Origin of the sequence: Labilibaculum euxinicum, assembly GCF_963678175.1 — a bacterium.
Lineage (GTDB): Bacteria > Bacteroidota > Bacteroidia > Bacteroidales > Marinifilaceae > Labilibaculum > Labilibaculum euxinus.
Genome location: NZ_OY782756.1, coordinates 1,117,719 through 1,135,291, shown reverse-complemented (window position 1 = coordinate 1,135,291; position 17,573 = coordinate 1,117,719). Strand labels below are relative to the sequence as shown.

The following is a 17,573-nucleotide window of genomic DNA, read 5'->3' as shown; positions in this document are numbered from 1 at the left end:
TGAGTATTTAAATTTCAGGATCCGCAGGACAATTCGGATTATTATCTCTTTCTTCCTGAGGATAAGGATAATAATTTCTATTTCTTTCGCTTTCCAAGTCTGATGATTTTGTAAATACAAGGTTCGGATGAAATCTTCTACTATCAACTAATCGTTGACCTGTGAAGAATAATTCCACACAACGGTTTTTGTATATTTCCTCTAACAAATCATCCTTTGAAAGAGAAGTCAAAAAACTTGTTTGGTCAGGTAATCCTGCATTAACACCAAAAACATCATCTGTTTTTGTCATCACCATATTCAAATAAATTACTGCATTAGCAAGATCATTATCTCTGGCATATGCTTCGGACATGTTCAAAAGAATTTCACCCGGTAAATAAACAGGAATTGGTGTATCGAAAGTGCTAAAGAAACCACCTATAGATTTTAACACATCACCGCCCAATTCTTCAAGTTCAGTTTTATTTGGTTCTGAAAGGTAAAAATCATAACGTCCGTCATCTGAATCTGGTAGATAAGCTCCCACCAAACCAAAATTATCTTTAGGAAATAAATATGGAGAGCCATCAACTGCAAAAGCGAAAACAGGATTGTAGTTTTCATTGTCAAAAGTAAAAGTTGACTGAGATGTTAAATTAATACCTGAGGAGACGGATATACACGAATCATATTCCCCACTATACAAATAAAGTCGGGATAATAAAGCATCACAACACTCTTCCATTTCCATATCCCCTATAACTGCCAAAAACTCATCTGACATTCCACCACTGATATTTTCCTTAGCAAGCAATAACAAACTAATCGCCTCATCCAAAACTTCAGAATCATTAGAAAAAACAGCATCACCATCTGCCGAATTCATCAAAGGGGATTGCTCGAAATTCTGATATAGATTGCACAAATCCAAAGCCTTGAAATAATAAGCAAAAGCTAATACACCGTTTCTGGTACCATCCTGCATTGTTACCTGATCAATATTTTCAATCAAATCCTCGGCCTGCCCTTTATTTTGTAAAAGTCCAGAAAACAAACCACCAACACCAGTATTAATATTGGTTAAAGATGTACCACCATAAGACAAATCCATGGGTGTTTGATAAGTACTTGTCGTACCAATTTCACGAGCTGTAATACCAGGGACATATATAGCATATCTCAAAGCAGAAGTTGAATAATTCGCTTTTAAGCCAATACATACGGATAAAAACCCATCAACACTGCTATAAACACTTTCTTCGCTTGGCTCGTTTGGATTCGTATATTCTTTCTGGCATGAAAACAGCAACAGAACAAATCCCAACAGTATATTTTTAAGTATAATCTTCATGTTTCTCAAATTTTAAAATTTAACATTTACACCGAAAGTAATTGTTCTTGGAATTGGTACACTAGCCATATCATTACCCCGAACCACATTAGACTGTCCCTCCCGATTAACTTCAGGATCCATTCCATAATAACTATCAATTGAAAACAAGTTTCTACCTGTAATGGAAAATTTAATGGATTCGCACCAATCAACTTTCGGCTTATAGTTATACCCTAATGACACTTCGCGTAATTTAATAAAAGAACCATCTTCAACAAACGACTCATAAATGTTATACTCAGCTTTCCCCCATCCTTTAGGACGTTTTCCCAACAATTCTTTAGCTTCACCATCTCCTCCGGGAAAACGATTCAGAATCCTTTTGTCCCAGGAAATAACATCAAAGCCTTGAACAGCATCAAACTGCGCCCTAAAAGACCAATTCTTATACCTCATCTCATTTGTCAAAGAAGCTATAAAATCAGGATTAGGATCTCCAATTACTTTCTTTAAGTTTTCTCCCGTAGGTTGTCCATCACTTCCTCTTTCAGAAACAGCCTCATTATTTTCGTATCCCCCCTTTTCTCTTTGAGGCAATCCATTTGCATCTAATAGCAAACTTCCATCCGCATTACGAGCATAATAATAACCATAAAACACACCTAACGGATTTCCATTTTTAGCCGCTGATTCTCCCCATGCATAGGTAATAAGATCGCCTTCAATACCATTCACTTCATTCTCGTTAGTACTGTAGGTTGCAGTCAAATCCCAGCTAAATGATTTTTTTTGTATTAAATTGGCTCTAAATAAAAGTTCGAACCCTCTATTAGACATTGTTCCAACATTTTCAACTCGAAAATCAGCTCCGGTTGAAGAAGCTAAAGTTCTATTTAACAACAGATCATCTATGTCCTGATGATAATAAGTCAACTCCAAGCCAAATTTCCCTTTAAAGAATTCCAAATCTGTTCCAACTTCATATTCCGTTTGACGTTCCGGCTTAATGTTTTCATTCCCTAAAACACTTGGTTTTACTAATCCTGTTGCACCATTAATTGCAACAGTATTATAATTTGTATAACGATCATAAGCATCGATAGCCGTCATATTTCCTGCCCGCCCCCATGAAGACCTTACTTTAAAAGTATTTAAAACATTCCCAATCTTACTGTTTTTCCAAAAGTCATTATCAGAGACCACATACGAAGCGCTTAATTTAGGATAGGTTTGACGACGTTCATCATTTCCAAAAACCGACGATTCATCAACTCTTATTGCACCAGTAAGAAATAATTTATCGTAAATGCCAAAAGTCTGCTGAAAATAGTACCCTCTAATTGATTTTTCCGCGGCGTAATCAGTACGCCCCGTAACAGTACCTGCATTAGTTGATTCTACTGTTGGAATTAACCCCTCTGCCGATAATGATAATCTTTCATATCGATCGTATTGAAGACTATATCCAGCTGAAGTTGTTGAAACAATATCATCGTTAATTGCAAACATATACCGAGCATTGATATCGTTATTCATTTTAATTTCATCCATACTTCCCCTCTGAGCAACACCTTGCGGTGTAGTATTAAAACCGACAGGAACATACAGTGTAGCTATGGAATTACTATAATCATATCCAAAAGAATAATCCAATGAAAAACCTTTAAAAGGAGTTAATCTCAATTTAAAATCAGATATTACTCTTTTATTTACCTGCTTGGCTTTTACCTGATCAATTGCCTCCTGAATGTTTGTAATCCACCCAAAACCCGGATAAACTCCAGCAGTAGGATGCATATCTGTAGTATTGTCGGCAAAAAGAAAACTGGTTAAAAGACCATAATTAAAATCTTCATTATTAAACTGATCACTACTTTCGTTATAGGATACATTTGTTCCCACACTAACATTTAACCAAGGATATATCTGATCGTCAATCCTTAAACGAGCTGTTGTTCGTTGAAAACTTGTATTATCAACAACACCTTCATTATTAAAATGAGAAGCTGAGAAAAAATACTTGGTATCACCAACGGCTCTGGAAAGAGAAAGATAATTCTTAGTTCCAACAGCTGTTCTAAATATTAAATCCTGATAATCGTTACGTTGCACCTTACTTCCATCAGGATTGTGATCAACTGCCACATCTCCATCCCACACCATTTCGACATTATTATAAGGAAGCTTTTTTCGAACCTCACTAACACTTATTGAAGAAATAAAGTTAACTGTCGTTTCTTTTGAACTACCTCTTTTTGTCCAAATCTGAACAACACCGTTACTGGCTCGGGATCCATAAATCGCAGCAGCTGCAGCTCCTTTAATAACTTCTACCCGTTCAATATCCTGAGGTTCTATATCAACCAATCGATTTTGAGTATAACCCCCTAGATTAATCAATTCTCTCGATTCATTATTTACAACCACTCCGTCAATAATATAAAGAGGATCAGAACTACCTAATACAGTACTAGCTCCCCTCAAACGAACAGAAATTCCACCAGCCGGACCACCAGAATTCTGCATTACTTGTGCTCCTGCCAATTTTCCTGACAGCGCACCACCAACACTCACAGCGCCCGACTCCTGAATATCCAATGCAGGAATTGTTGAAATTGCATTCCCAAGCTGTTTCTTTTTGGTTAAAGCGCCAGCTCCGGTCACAACAACTTCGTCCAAACCTAATGCATCTTGTGAAAGTTCAACATTAACAACATTTCTTGATGCAATTTTTTCCTCTCTTGTCTTCATTCCAATAAAAGAAAAAATCAGAATTTCATCCTGCGCATCAACAGTAATAGAATAATTACCGTCTAAATCAGTTACAGTTCCAACACTGGTTCCTTTAACAACAATATTTACCCCAGGTAACGTATTGCCATCGGAGCTTCCAGTCACAACTCCCGTAATTTTCTTCTCCTGAGCCAAAAGATTCATTGCAAATCCGACCAGGACCATTAATAGTAGGGTTTTTTTCATCATAAAAGTTAAATGGTTAGTTATTTAGGTTCAAATATATTAATTTTTTTAAAAGTTGTATTACATCCTACCTAACTTTTTTCCGTGTTTCATTAAAATATTCTACAGGAGGCTAAAAAATAGCCTTAACAGCTATTAACAAAGATATTACACACACAACTATTAATTCCCGAATAAATGACATAAAAAAAGAATTGACACCAAGAACAGGCTTTTTCTTTCAAATTTTACAAAATCTGTCTTGATGTAATACATATTATTAAAAAGTATTCCTATTTTGTACAAAAATGCACATAAACATCACTTATTTAAATTTCAATCAGATGAATTTACATATTGGCATAATGTCAGGAACAAGCATGGATGGTATTGATGCTGTTCTGGTAGATTTCAGTGAAGGGAAAGTGAATGTACTCCAAAAACATTCAGAAGATTTCCCTATTAATCTAAAAGAAAAATTAGATCAATTAGTAAGAACATTCCAGACCGATCTACTTACGCTTGGAGAAATTGATCATCAACTAGCACTATGCTACGCCGAAACGGTAAATAATTTAATTAATAAAGCGGGTGTTCATCATTCCCAAATAAAAGCCATTGGCTGTCACGGGCAGACCGTTTTTCATTCACCGTTATCCAAGTATCCGTTCACAATGCAACTGGGCGATGGCAATTTAATTGCTGCCAAAACAAAAATTACTACGGTAACCGATTTTAGACGAATGGATATGGCTTTAGGAGGTAATGGTGCACCTCTCGCACCGGCTTTCCATCAAGCCTTTCTGAATTCAAACGAGGAAAAAAGAGGAATTCTAAATTTGGGAGGAATTGCAAACCTAACAATTACTACAGATCAAGAAACAAATGTAGTTGGATTCGACAGCGGTCCCGCAAATTGTTTAATGGATTCCTGGATTTACAAAATCAAAAATGAAAAATTTGACAAGGGAGGAGATTGGGCGAAATCCGGCAAAATTATCCCTGACTTATTAGATAGCATGCTAAAAGAAGAATACTTTCAAAAACCTGCTCCAAAAAGTACGGGAAGGGAACTATTTAACTTAAACTGGTTAAACAATCACCTCAAACTATTGCCAACTTATCAGAATGTTGATGTCCAATCAACTTTACTTGAATTAACTGCGGTTACAGTTTCCAATTCTTTAATAAAATTAAATCATAAACTTGACGCAATTTATACCTGTGGTGGCGGAGCATATAACGATTATCTACTGGAAAGGCTCCAATACCACTTGCCAAAGGTAAAAATATCAACAACTGATGAACTTGGAGTATCAGTACAACTTGTTGAGTCAATAGCATTCGCATGGTTAGCCATGCAAAGAATAAACAAGCAAGCTGGAAATTTACCTTCTGTTACTGGAGCATCACAAAACACATTGCTCGGTGCAATCTATGAAAGCAAGTAAAACGCCACGACACAAATCAAAAAGGAGTTTGATTATTATAAACTAAACTCCTTTTTATTTTCTCACTTAATTAACCAAATGTTTCTTCTATTATACTTGTCATGATGTTAATTTGGTATTAGACATCACCATCCTTTTTCGTTCAGAAATAAGAATCAAACCCAAGAAAGTAATCAACCCATTCAAAATCAGCAACTCAAATCCAAACCGATATCCCCACAACAGTTGCTCTGAATAAGCACAAATTAAATAGGTTAATATTGGAGATACAAAACAAATATATGGAACCCAAAAATCTTTTACTTTTCTGGAGTTACTCATACCAAAAGCAAACAAGCCCAATAATGGTCCATAAGTATATCCAGCCACTTTAAACACAGCAGTAACAACACTCTGGTCATTTATCAGACTAAACACCACTATCACAACAAACATAATAGCTGAAAACATTAAATGAATTCCCAATCTCTTTTTTTGCGTAACATTCCCATTCAAGAAATCGACACAAAAGGAAGTTGTTAAAGCAGTCAGGGCTGAATCGGCACTAGAATAAGCCGCCGCTGTAATCCCTAACAAAAACATCATACCTACTAGTAACCCAAAATGGTTTAAAGCAAGAAAAGCATATAAATCATCAGTTCTCTCAGGTATATTAATTCCATTCTGTTGCGCAAAAATATACAAAAGTACCCCTAAACAAAGAAACATCACGTTTGCCAGTACAAAAGACAAACTAAACCAATAAATGTTTTTCTGAGCTTCTTTGGTATTTTTACATGTCAAATTCTTTTGCATCATATTCTGATCCAATCCATTCATAACAATTACCACTGCAATTCCCGCAAAAAATTGTTTGAAAAAGTTTTGAGGAGACTGCCAGTCCCAAGTAAATATTTTTGATAGTTTACTTTCACCTATTGCATTTAAAACACTTTGCTGATCCAAATCTAATTTATTCATAATAACAACAATAGTAACAACAACCGAAGTTAGCATGAATAAGGTTTGAAGCGTATCTGTCCAAACAATAGTTTTAATTCCACCTCTAAAGGTATAAGCCCAAATAAGTAATATGGTTATAAATACCGTAATCCAAAATGGAATGCCAAAAGTATTAAAAAAGGCCAATTGAAGAACTCCTGCAACTAAAAACAAGCGAAAAGATGCTCCTATTGTTTGCGAAATCAAAAAGAAAATTGATCCTGTTTTATAAGTTCTAAGGCCAAATCGTTGATTCAGGTAAGTATAAATCGAAACCAATTCGAGACGATAATATAGTGGAATTAGTACTTGTGCAACCACCCAATATCCTACAAGATTTCCCAATACAAATTGAAAGTAACTCCATCCTGTATTCCCAACCTCGCCAGGCACAGAGATAAAGGTTACACCGGATAATGACGCACCGATCATTCCAAACGCAACCAAATACCATCGTGATTTTCTATTTCCTGTAAAAAAAGATTCATTATTGCTATTTCTGGAGGTTAACCATGAAACAAATAATAACAAACCAAAATATCCAAAAACAATTCCAAAAACAATCCAAATATTCACTAGCTCTACTTTTTAATTTTTCCTCGACTCAATAAGTACAAAAACTGATAATTATCGGATTACCTCCATACCTCCACTGAGGGTTCACTTTCCGTATTTGTTCTACTTAGTGATGTTACCACGTATTTGTATCCCTTATCATCATCATTTAATTTAAAATAAGAGTTCGCAGTTAGACCAATAATTTTATCGGCATATTTTAAATTCACTTTAGAAGCTTTTTTAAATCTATAAATCACATATGATTTTGCTAGCTCTGTACCATCCCACTCTAAGAAACTGCTGCTTTTATTCAACTTAACACCCACCGGAATGTTTGGAACAATAGCTTTAATCGTTCCATTTTCCGGAACAATTGCAGGCTTAGAATATACATCTTCAGTTAGTTTTTCGTTTATTCCTTCCAAATCGTTCATGAATGATTTAGAGCTAAAAAACATACTTCCGTCAAGCCCCTTCAATCTGCGAACCATTCGAATCTGTCTAATTATTTGATCTGAATTGCGCCAAGCTTTTACTTTCGATTTAGAATTCAACCGGTACGCACCATGACCAATATAACAGGGCTTGCCAAAAGAATTTTTTCGCCACCATTTAGCAATTATTCTATGATCGGCTACTTTTTTACCAATGTGCCAATAAATTTGTGGCGTCACATAATCAATCCAATCATTTTTTAGCCAAAGAAGCACATCCGCATACAAATCATCATAATTGGTTTGACCAGCCTTAGTTCTCGATCCGCATTTATCCACATCCTTATTGCGCCAAACCCCAAAAGGAGATATTCCGAACGGCATCCATGGCTTTATTGATTTAATTGTATCGTTAATTTGCTTGATCACACAATTTACGTTATCTCTTCTCCAATCCTCAATTCGATCCGGATAAAATTCACCTCCGTTTTTCACAAAGCTCAACGAATCAGGAAATGATTTTCCTGCAATTTTATATGGGTAGAAATAATCATCAAAATGAATCGCGTCAACATCATACCTTCTAACCACATCTCCAACAACTTTAGCAAAATGATCTCGTGTTTCCTGTAAACCAGGGTTAAAATATCTATGCTTTCCATACTTCAAAAACCATTCTGGATGAACATTGGTGATATGCATCGAATCAGTTTTAGTTACTGCATCATTATAAACAGCTCTGTAAGGATTCAGCCATGCATGCAATTCCATTGCTCTTTTGTGACATTCGTCTATTACAAATTCAAGTGGATCATAAAATGGGTCGGGAGCAATTCCTTGCTCACCACTCAACCATTGCGACCAAGGCTCGTAGGGAGATATGTAAAATGCATCCGTAGCTGGTCGAATCTGAAATACAATAGTATTCATTCCATTCTTTTTGTGCTGATCCAATAAAGTGATCATTTCTTTCTTTTGTTCCTCAACAGAAAGGCCTGCTTTCGATGGCCAGTCAATATTATCAACTGTTGCTACCCAAACTGCACGCATCTCTCTTTTCGGCGATTTGTTTTTCGCCATTGCACCAAAGGCAATCAACAGCAACAACAATCCTATAAATCCTTTTTTACTCATTTCAAATTATTTATCATTTCCATTACCTATTCCCAACAAAACAATCAGCATCCAAAAGCTTCTCCTCAATAAATTGACTGGCAATAGTAAATTCACCCATCTCAATTAAAAAGGGTAAATTTGCTTTGTTTACATCAGACAACTTGCAACCTATGAAAAGGAAGCAAAAAATAATGACTTAAAGAGTTATTCATTTCGCTAAATCGATCAAGTTGTCATACATGTTACAAAAATATAAAATTTATTAGTTTTGCAACGAGAAATTAAAGAAAACAAATACCTAAATTGCAAAAATATAAAAAACAGTCATCATGGTTAACAACAACACATTGCGTATTTACAGAGGATTAAGATATTCCCTTCTTTTAATCTGTATTCAAATATTATTTTTCCAAACATCTATCCTTGCCCAAAAAGTGGAAACAGGCATAGATGTACTACAAAAAACCAATTACTCTTTTCTTACCGGAAAAAAGATTGGAATTATCACCAACCCTACTGGAGTAAATCAATATTTAGAATCGACTATCGATCTGCTTCATGATTGCAATGATGTAGATGTTAAAGTTCTATTCAGCCCTGAACATGGAATACGGGGAGATCATGCTGCCGGCGAGAAAGTAGCAACCTACACCGACAAAAAAACAGGTATTCAAGTCTATTCTCTGTATGGCAGACAACAGAAACCCAGTGCCAAAATGCTAAAAGGTTTAGATGCTATTGTATACGACATTCAGGATATTGGCGTCCGTTCCTACACATACATCAGCAGTATGGGATTATTAATGGAGGCTTGTGCCGAAAACAATGTAGAATTTATCGTATTGGATCGACCAAATCCTTTTGGAGGAAATAAAATAGAAGGTTGCTTGGTTGAACCTAAACAAATATCTTTTGTGAGTCAGTTCCCAATACCCTATGTGTACGGACTAACTTGTGGCGAACTGGCTGGTTATTTGAATGAAGAAGGCTTACTGAAGGATGGTAAAAAATGCAAATTACATGTTGTGAAAATGGAAGGATGGAAACGAAACATGACTTTTCAGGAAACCGGTTTGCCTTGGGTACCAACATCTCCGCATATCCCTAACTCAGCAAGTGCAATTTACTATGCAGCTTCGGGCATACTTGGAGAATTATATACCATTTCGATTGGTGTTGGTTATACTCAGCCTTTCGAATTATTTGCTGCCGAATGGATCAATGCTGACGATTTAGCTGAAAGTTTAAATAATCTGCAAATTTCGGGTGTTCTTTTTCGACCAGTACACTATAAACCATACTATTCAGTCGGGAAAGACCTTATGCTTCATGGAGTTCAATTGCATTTTACAGACATTCAGCAAGCACCAATCTCACTCATTCAATTTTATGTGATGCAGGAATGCCACAAATTGTATCCGAATAAAAATCCATTTAAAATGTGCGAAGTATCACGCTTAAGTATGTTCGACAAAGTATGTGGAAGTAAAGAAATAAGAAAGAGATTTACCGAAAACTTTTTGGTAAGTGACATCGAAGAACTTTGGTTTGCGCCCAGAGAATCATTTTTGGAAAAATCAAAAAAATACTGGCTGTATAATTGATCGCAATAAAATGAAAATTAGAATCATAATTTATCATTGCATCAGAATGTGAAATTGTAAAAATGATTACTTTTGCCTGATATATTCTTTATTTTAGAGAAAATAAAATCTACTTCAAAACAAAACCTTTCCGTTAAACAACTTTGTACAACAACAACAAATTAAGAAACATTTTTTTGCTGTTAAACATAGGACCACAGAGTAACAAATAGATCGGTTTACAAAAAACTCATTTGAAGTATTCAACAATCAGGTTAATATCATTTCAAAACAATAAAAAAATATGGTTTTATCCGAAAAAGAAAAGATTAACGAGCTGTGTAAAATTCTGCTCGAAGTAGGAGCCTTACTTATGGAGACCGGAGCAAATACATTTAGAATTCGGGTTACCGTAATGCGTATTGCTTCGGCCTTTGGATACCATGCAGAATTATTAATTACCCATCGCGCATTAATGTTAACCATCAACAACGAAGAGTCTGATCAGTTCTTTAGCCGGCTGATGCAGACATCGGCTCATCGTGTCAATTTCAAAATTGTTAGCGGACTCAGCAGAATGAGCTGGCACATTATAGAGGAAAAATGGGATTTGGAAATGGTTCGTCATGAAATAGACCGATTAAAATCTGTACCTCATTATCCCCGGATCGTAACATTACTGATGGTAGCTTTGGCAGGCGCCTCATTCTGCCGCATTTTTGGTGGTGAAGCTATCGAAATGCTAATTGCTTTTGCGGCAACTTTTGTTGGCTTATTTGTAAGACAGGAAGTCACAAAAAGAGAATTCAATCCTTATTTATGTATTTTCCTGGCCGCTTTTGTATCAGCTATGATTTCGGGAGCTGCAGTTAATCTGCACATTAGCAGCAATCCGGAATATGCTTTTGCAACCTCTGTTTTATATCTAATTCCTGGAATTCCATTAATTAATTCCCTGCTGGATCTTTTGGATGGAAATATTATAAACGGAGTGGTAAGAGGACTTAATGGATTAATTATCGCTTTTTCGATTGCTTTGGGTTTACTGGGAGCGATTCTTATTTATAACATTTAGAATATGGAGTGGATTGTATTTTTTGAAACATGGATTTGGCTGGGGTTTGCTGCTTGTGGTTTTGCAATACTCTTTAATGTTCCTCCCCGTACATTATGGGTAATATTCATCATGGGTGCTTTGGGCGGAACAGTAAAACTAATCTGCATGAAGCTGGGAATGAATATCATTCTCAGCTCGCTTATGGGAGCTTTACTAATTGGTTTTTTAAGCATCCGGGCTGCTCACTTAAGACATTCGCCACCCTTCGTATTTGCTATTCCTGCGGTTATACCAATGGTTCCCGGTGCATTTACTTACCGAATGATGCTGGGAATTATCCATTTAACTGCAGAAAATGACCATGCTGTTTTTCTGCAGTTGTTACAAGAAACTGTTGACAATGGATTGAAAGCCTTTTTTGTATTATCGGCACTTTCGCTTGGCGTTTCGGCCCCCATGTTACTCAGCCGTAACAAATCGACAAAAGAAATTAAACGAACCAAATTGAAAACAACCAAAATCCTTAAATAAAAGGACAATCTATTCCCCAAATCGTGCAAATTTATATCCTTTTTTCTTTAAGGATATAATTAACTCCTTCATCCGGTTATAAAATTTATCTGTCCTTGCAGGATCAGTCCCTAAATGTACTAATATGACACATCCATTAAGTCCATTTGGATCATTTATTTCAAACTGCTCCAAATCGTTCAAGATAGTTTCTGATGACCTGTAATTTAACATATTCGGAGTCGTATAATCAGCATTCGTTCGTATACCAGGTGTAAAATTAATCAATGATAAGCCTAATTGATGACTCCAATCAACAACGATTGAATTATACCATTCGTAAGGAGGCAAAAATACGGATGCAGATCTCACATCAACACCTGATTTTTCCATATTCCTATAGTTAGCTTTCAGGTCTGTTTCAAATTGATCCCTGCTAAGCAATAATGAATCCCGCTTGTACCAGTCAGCATATAGCAAATGCTTATCGGAATGTGCTCCCAGATAATGCCCGTCAGCTATTAAGTTCTTAATTAACAATTGGTTTTCAGGATTAGAATAAAAATCTCCTGTAAAGAAAAAAGAAGCCAGAACCTTTTGCTCCTTTAAAGTTTTCTCGATAGCAAGCCCGCCATCATTAAAATTATGCGCTGAAAATATAAAGTAAATTTCCCGTTTGATTGTATCCATTCGTACAACTGCTCCTTGCTCATCTTTTACAATATTTTTTGTTGTTGCTTGTTGCCCTTCAGCATCAAGCGACGAAAGTAAATAAGTCAAACTTGCAGTACCGTCCATTGTAGGCTCATTTGAAGAATAATCTCCAATATCATCATGATAAACCACTTTACCTTCCTGATAATTAGAATACTCATCCGGCTCAAACAACTCAATTCCCCTCAATTTTTCGTAGATATCTTTATAAACAGGTCCGTCAACCAAGCCCCCTGTTGTCGTTTGCCCCAATTTAAAAGTAATAGAAGAATGTGGTGCTTCCGGATAATCACCCCCTGCTGGGAGCCCGCAAACCATACTGGTTCCCCATGGATTGCAACCAAAAAGCCAATCAGTAAGAGCCGCTTCCATACCGGCATACTTTTCATCACCAGTTATCAATCTATATAGCCTAGCCTGAGATGCTGCCGCTACAACAAAATTATTAGAACACCATTGGAAGGGAACACCAATACAAAACGGATCCCCTGCATCAAATCGCTCCAAGTCATCTAATCCTTGTTTCATTAAAGCTACAAATTGTCCTGCAATTACAGAATCCTGAGATTGTGCCAACCATGTATGTCCCAAATTAACAAAAGGATAATACTGATAATGACGGGCACGGTGTAATTCCATCCAGGGGGTCACCGGCTCCAACTCTCCCCAATATCTGGCTTGTTGCTGATATTCATCGCTTCCGAACAAATGATACAAGGAGGATGCCGCCAGCTCCATATCGTCTACATAATTATCTTCCTCATAAAAATAAGGTGAAACGACACATGCAGTTTGGCAAACACCAGGATTAGATTTAGCACATTCCCAGGCATCAATAGCTTTCTCTGTTATTCTACCTGCAAAATCAGCATCAATAGATTGAAACAATTTAGCACCTAATGCAAAACACGAGACATACTTAGCTGCCGTGGAAGCTACACCGGTGCTTCTATTTTTGTATTTACCAAGCCCTTGCGGCTTTCCAGTCACAAAATAAACCGGACGGTACTCTCCAAATCCATAATCAACCGTATCCTGAGTTGGCAATCTAAATCCGCGATGATCTCGATCATCAGCAATCTGATTATACATTTCATTTTTTGCCGGGTTCATCTTATACAGCCAATCCAAGCCCCAACGAGCTTCGTCCAAAATATCAGGAATACCATTAGCCCCTGAGAGTCCCTTCGCGTTAAACCGGTCACTAAACACTTCCGGATTTTGCTGGTAAGCAAATAACATTTGGTAAACAGCATTGGCCGATGTCGTTACGTACTGAAGGTAATCAGAGGCATCATGCCATCCGCCGGTTACATCTATTTTTTCACCAGAACGAGTTGGATGGTCAACAATTATTCCGTCGTGCACATGACACGAATCTTTTAAAAATGGATTGTACCCACAGCGTTGCTGACGCATATAGTTCAGTAGAAAATCAGCTGTTTCATCATATATATCAAAGTCGATTCGAAATGATTTTGATTGTGTTTCACCTACCTTCAGAAAAAACCCACCTTTTTGTTTAAACTTTGAAAAATCAAGTCGGCAAGCCGCTTGTTTTCCCCAGCTTGATCCGTCATAAATCTCTACTTTTCCTTCAAAAACCTTTTTACCGGACAAGCTGTTAAAAAGATAGAAATTATCATTAAAGATCGGTTTATCACTCAAAAAAACAGCTGATTTATGCGCATTTGGCAAGTATCCCAATTGGTTAATTCGAATTACTTTTTCAGCGAAAAGGTGTAATGGTAAAAGAAATATAAATAATAATAATCGACACCACATTGGATTCATTATTTCTAGAATTATTTTAATCAATTTCAACAACTTAATTTTCAATAAAAGACAACATTATATCTTAATAAAAATTTTCCGACGATAGAGAAACAGCACGATGAGCCAATAGACAACGATATGTGCCAGAGCAAAAAACAAAGATCCATTCATATCTCCTGCCCAGGATGCAAATGCATTTTTATACAACCAAACATATCCGGTTGTTGAATTTCCTGCCTGATCTGAAAAATGAACCAGATAAATAATCACTCTTATCCAAACTCCTGAAAGAACATAAATAAACAAAGGATTCATTCCGAAAACCAAAAAAGGATGAGCCCATTTTTTGTACTCCAAAATATCTATCAGGTAAATCATTACAGCTAAAACCAAAAGTGCCAAACCTGCTGTATAAATCACATAAGAACTAGACCAAATTGGTTTATTAATAGGGAATCCCAAGTTCCAAATTAAACCAGCAATCACACCTAAGGAACCAAACAACAATAACTTTGCAACCAACTTTTTACGCTCGGTTGACTCAATTAAAAATCCTGAAAGATATCCGAGGATTACTGTAGCGATTGCAGGAAGAGTGCTAAACAATCCTTCCGGATCAAAAGTTACGCCAAACCCTTTGTACATATGGTTCGCTCCAAGAATCATGGCATCGAAAGCCATTGTGGGATTTCCTTCTAAACTATACGGATCATCACCGCCAAGGGAAAAAATCAACCCCCAGTATACCAGAAGAATAGCCAATGCAACAAATACCAAACGAAGCTTACTCAGCGACAAACAAAGCAAACTACCTATTCCATAGGCCAAGGCAATCCGCTGCAAAACACCCATTATCCGGAAATTTTCCCATTCAACCTGAACAAATGGAAACGCATTTAACAACAAACCGATCCCGAAAATGATTACAGTCCGCTTCAGAATCTTCCTGCCTGCTTCGGGACTTAATTTATGATCAAATTTTCCGAAAGCAAACCACATAGCAACACCAACAGCAAATAGAAAGAAAGGAAATACCAAATCGGTTGGTGTACAGCCATGCCACTTGGAATGCAGCAATGGAGCATAAACATGTCCCCAACTCCCAGGAGTATTTACAGTAATCATGGCAGCAATGGTTAATCCCCGAAAGGCATCCAAAGCCATTAAACGTTCCGTTTTTTTCATCTTTTTAAGATTTTTAAATGAGATTTTCAGATTGCAAACAATTCTGCCATATTCTGTAACCTGCTTCATTCAAATGCAAACCATCATTGGTATAATCTTTTATCAGTTGGGATTTATAGGTTGAAAAAGCCGTGTACAAATCCACGAAAGTTATCTTCTCTTTATCACACAAATCTCTTAAATGATAATTGACCTCCAGAATTTTCATTCCATCAAAATTGGCACTCTTAAACATCGTATCATTAGTAGGCAAAAGACTTTGAACGATCAATTCAATGTTCTTATGCTCCTTCATTATTGAAAATATTTTTTGATAATTCGTAAGAATCTTTTCAGAACTTAAACCTTCACCCAGATCGTTAATTCCCATCATCAAAAAAATCTTTTTAGGCTTCTTGAACAAAACCTCATCCAATCGAAATAGGATTTCATCAGACCGCTCTCCGGATATTCCAAAATTGGAGATTTCATAAGCAGGAAAGTATTCTTCCCAGCATCCTCCCTCGGTTAAACTATCTCCTAAAAAAGCAATTCTATTTTTCATTGTTTCCTGTTTTAATACCAAATTTTGGATCTATATCAATCACTTTCACCATAATAAAACTTGGAATGGTACAAATCATCACCCAAATAAAGAAGTGCTGATAACCCAACAACTCCTGCAGCCAACCGGAAATCATTCCTGGAAACATCATTCCCGCAGCCATTAAACCTGTGCAAAATGCAAAGTGAGCTGTTTTGTGTTTTCCTTCAGATACATAAATCTGATAAAGCATGTAAGCTGTAAAACCAAAGCCGTAGCCAAATTGCTCAACTGCCACCGAAACACAAATCAAAAAGAAAGATTCGGGCAATGCGTAAGAAAGATAAACATATACCAGATTTGGTAAGTTAATAGCAATAACCATTGGCCACAGCCAATGTTTCAACCCATTTTTAGAAGCTAAAAATCCACCCAATAAACCGCCTAAAGTCAGGAAAATAATTCCTATGGTTCCATAAACCAATCCTACATCACTTGTAGTTAAACCCAATCCGCCAACCTCTTTAGGATCGAGAAGAAAAGGAGATGCCATTTTTACCAACTGAGATTCCCCCAAACGATACACCAAAAGCAATCCTACGATTTTCCAGATATCCTTTTTCAAGAAGAAAGTAACAAAGGTCTCTCCAAAATCAGAAAACACTGTAGAAAAACTTTTCACTTCCCGGTCTTCATCTTCTTGTGGATGCGGAAGTGCAAACTTGTGATAAACACAAAATAACAAAAATCCGACTGCCAAAATATAAAAGGTCAGCGACCATGCCAGCGGAATGTTATTTTCACTATTCCCGAACAGTTTTGTTGTTTCAAAATATCCTGCCAGAATAATTAAAAGTCCTTGTCCGGTAATCATCGCCAGACGATAAAATGTACTTCGTATTCCAATAAAATATGCCTGCTTATTGGAGTCCATTCCATACATGTAAAAACCATCGGCAGCAATATCGTGAGTTGCCGAACTAAAAGCCAACAACCAGAAAAAGGCCAATGTTGACTGAAAAAAGAATGTTGTAGGAACCGTAAACGCTACCCCAGCCAGACCCGCACCAATCAACAATTGCATACTAACAATCCACCAGCGTTTACTTTTAACGATATCCACAATCGGACTCCAAAAAGGCTTAATCATCCAAGGCAAATACAACCAGGAAGTATACAAAGCAATATCTGTATTAGAAATTCCCAGCTTTTTGTACATGATTACAGCAACGGTCATCACCACAACGTAAGGAATACCTTCTGCAAAATAAAGAGATGGAATCCACGCCCATGGTGAGCGGGTTTTTGTTTTTGACATTCTTTCTTTGTTTAGATTTGAGAACTGAGATATGAGAAGTGAGATTTGAGAACTGAGATTATTTACAGCTTCAAAAGTACCGATTCACGTATCT

12 protein-coding genes are annotated in these 17,573 nt (G+C 36.6%); 4 read left to right on the top strand and 8 right to left on the bottom strand.

The genetic code is table 11. The features are described 5' to 3' along the window. Window positions 1-7: 7 nt before the first annotated feature. Both ACY0M5_RS04910 and ACY0M5_RS04905 read right to left on the bottom strand, forming a co-directional pair. The gene (locus ACY0M5_RS04910) at window positions 8-1,333 is read right to left on the bottom strand and encodes a RagB/SusD family nutrient uptake outer membrane protein (protein WP_461630994.1); all 1,326 of its coding nucleotides are present in this window, start codon (window positions 1,331-1,333) and stop codon (window positions 8-10) included. A 12-nt stretch (window positions 1,334-1,345) separates the two neighbouring features. Then, the gene (locus ACY0M5_RS04905) at window positions 1,346-4,297 is read right to left on the bottom strand and encodes a SusC/RagA family TonB-linked outer membrane protein (protein ID WP_461630993.1); all 2,952 of its coding nucleotides are present in this window, start codon (window positions 4,295-4,297) and stop codon (window positions 1,346-1,348) included. Window positions 4,298-4,617: 320 nt separating this feature from the next. On the opposite strand from ACY0M5_RS04905, the gene ACY0M5_RS04900 reads away from it, so the two are divergent. Continuing rightward, window positions 4,618-5,724 (top strand): anhydro-N-acetylmuramic acid kinase, encoded by a 1,107-nt coding sequence (locus ACY0M5_RS04900; RefSeq protein ID WP_461630992.1) that lies wholly within the window; start codon window positions 4,618-4,620, stop codon window positions 5,722-5,724. 99 nt (window positions 5,725-5,823) lie between these two features. On the opposite strand, the gene ACY0M5_RS04895 is transcribed toward ACY0M5_RS04900, so the two are convergent. Together ACY0M5_RS04895 and ACY0M5_RS04890 are read right to left on the bottom strand one after the other, a co-directional pair. Beyond that, window positions 5,824-7,281, bottom strand: a complete 1,458-nt coding sequence (locus tag ACY0M5_RS04895; protein WP_461630991.1) for a sodium:solute symporter — start codon at window positions 7,279-7,281, stop codon at window positions 5,824-5,826. A 59-nt stretch (window positions 7,282-7,340) separates the two neighbouring features. Then, on the bottom strand, window positions 7,341-8,831 hold the full coding sequence (locus tag ACY0M5_RS04890; RefSeq protein WP_461630990.1) for a glycoside hydrolase family 10 protein: 1,491 nt from the start codon (window positions 8,829-8,831) through the stop codon (window positions 7,341-7,343). A gap of 311 nt (window positions 8,832-9,142) precedes the next feature. On the opposite strand from ACY0M5_RS04890, the gene ACY0M5_RS04885 reads away from it, so the two are divergent. The 3 genes from ACY0M5_RS04885 (at window position 9,143) to ACY0M5_RS04875 (ending at window position 11,984) form a co-directional block, all read left to right on the top strand. Continuing rightward, window positions 9,143-10,417 (top strand): exo-beta-N-acetylmuramidase NamZ family protein, encoded by a 1,275-nt coding sequence (locus ACY0M5_RS04885; RefSeq protein ID WP_461630989.1) that lies wholly within the window; start codon window positions 9,143-9,145, stop codon window positions 10,415-10,417. A 283-nt stretch (window positions 10,418-10,700) separates the two neighbouring features. Next, window positions 10,701-11,471, top strand: a complete 771-nt coding sequence (locus ACY0M5_RS04880) for a threonine/serine exporter family protein (protein WP_156194921.1) — start codon at window positions 10,701-10,703, stop codon at window positions 11,469-11,471. A gap of 3 nt (window positions 11,472-11,474) precedes the next feature. Beyond that, window positions 11,475-11,984 carry a threonine/serine exporter family protein gene (locus ACY0M5_RS04875; RefSeq protein ID WP_461630988.1) on the top strand — a complete coding sequence of 170 codons (510 nt, stop codon included), beginning with the start codon at window positions 11,475-11,477 and terminating at the stop codon, window positions 11,982-11,984. Between the two features lie 9 nt (window positions 11,985-11,993). Here the strand turns inward: ACY0M5_RS04875 and ACY0M5_RS04870 are convergent, their stop codons facing one another. From ACY0M5_RS04870 to ACY0M5_RS04855, 4 genes are read right to left on the bottom strand one after another with little or no spacing between them, the layout of a single operon-like run. Then, window positions 11,994-14,471 (bottom strand): glycoside hydrolase family 9 protein, encoded by a 2,478-nt coding sequence (locus ACY0M5_RS04870; protein WP_461630987.1) that lies wholly within the window; start codon window positions 14,469-14,471, stop codon window positions 11,994-11,996. A 57-nt stretch (window positions 14,472-14,528) separates the two neighbouring features. Beyond that, entirely contained in the window at window positions 14,529-15,638 is a 1,110-nt protein-coding gene (locus ACY0M5_RS04865) for an acyltransferase family protein (protein ID WP_461630986.1), read from the bottom strand. A 13-nt stretch (window positions 15,639-15,651) separates the two neighbouring features. Beyond that, a complete protein-coding gene (locus ACY0M5_RS04860) occupies window positions 15,652-16,182 on the bottom strand; it encodes a GDSL-type esterase/lipase family protein (RefSeq protein ID WP_461630985.1) in 531 nt (176 codons plus the stop codon). Continuing rightward, window positions 16,172-17,479: an MFS transporter gene (locus ACY0M5_RS04855; RefSeq protein WP_461630984.1), complete on the bottom strand. Its 1,308-nt coding sequence runs from the start codon at window positions 17,477-17,479 to the stop codon at window positions 16,172-16,174. Before ACY0M5_RS04855 ends, ACY0M5_RS04860 begins: the two co-directional genes overlap by 11 nt. Window positions 17,480-17,573: the final 94 nt, after the last annotated feature.

Bases quoted from the DNA above. Each gene is read 5' to 3' on its own strand.
- ACY0M5_RS04910 (WP_461630994.1), bottom strand. From the start codon at position 1,333: ATGAAGATTATACTTAAAAATATACTGTTGGGATTTGTTCTGTTGCTG.
- ACY0M5_RS04905 (WP_461630993.1), bottom strand. From the start codon at position 4,297: ATGATGAAAAAAACCCTACTATTAATGGTCCTGGTCGGATTTGCAATG.
- ACY0M5_RS04900 (WP_461630992.1), top strand. From the start codon at position 4,618: ATGAATTTACATATTGGCATAATGTCAGGAACAAGCATGGATGGTATT.
- ACY0M5_RS04890 (WP_461630990.1), bottom strand. From the start codon at position 8,831: ATGAGTAAAAAAGGATTTATAGGATTGTTGTTGCTGTTGATTGCCTTT.
- ACY0M5_RS04885 (WP_461630989.1), top strand. From the start codon at position 9,143: ATGGTTAACAACAACACATTGCGTATTTACAGAGGATTAAGATATTCC.
- ACY0M5_RS04880 (WP_156194921.1), top strand. From the start codon at position 10,701: ATGGTTTTATCCGAAAAAGAAAAGATTAACGAGCTGTGTAAAATTCTG.
- ACY0M5_RS04875 (WP_461630988.1), top strand. From the start codon at position 11,475: ATGGAGTGGATTGTATTTTTTGAAACATGGATTTGGCTGGGGTTTGCT.
- ACY0M5_RS04870 (WP_461630987.1), bottom strand. From the start codon at position 14,471: ATGAATCCAATGTGGTGTCGATTATTATTATTTATATTTCTTTTACCA.
- ACY0M5_RS04865 (WP_461630986.1), bottom strand. From the start codon at position 15,638: ATGAAAAAAACGGAACGTTTAATGGCTTTGGATGCCTTTCGGGGATTA.
- ACY0M5_RS04860 (WP_461630985.1), bottom strand. From the start codon at position 16,182: ATGAAAAATAGAATTGCTTTTTTAGGAGATAGTTTAACCGAGGGAGGA.
- ACY0M5_RS04855 (WP_461630984.1), bottom strand. From the start codon at position 17,479: ATGTCAAAAACAAAAACCCGCTCACCATGGGCGTGGATTCCATCTCTT.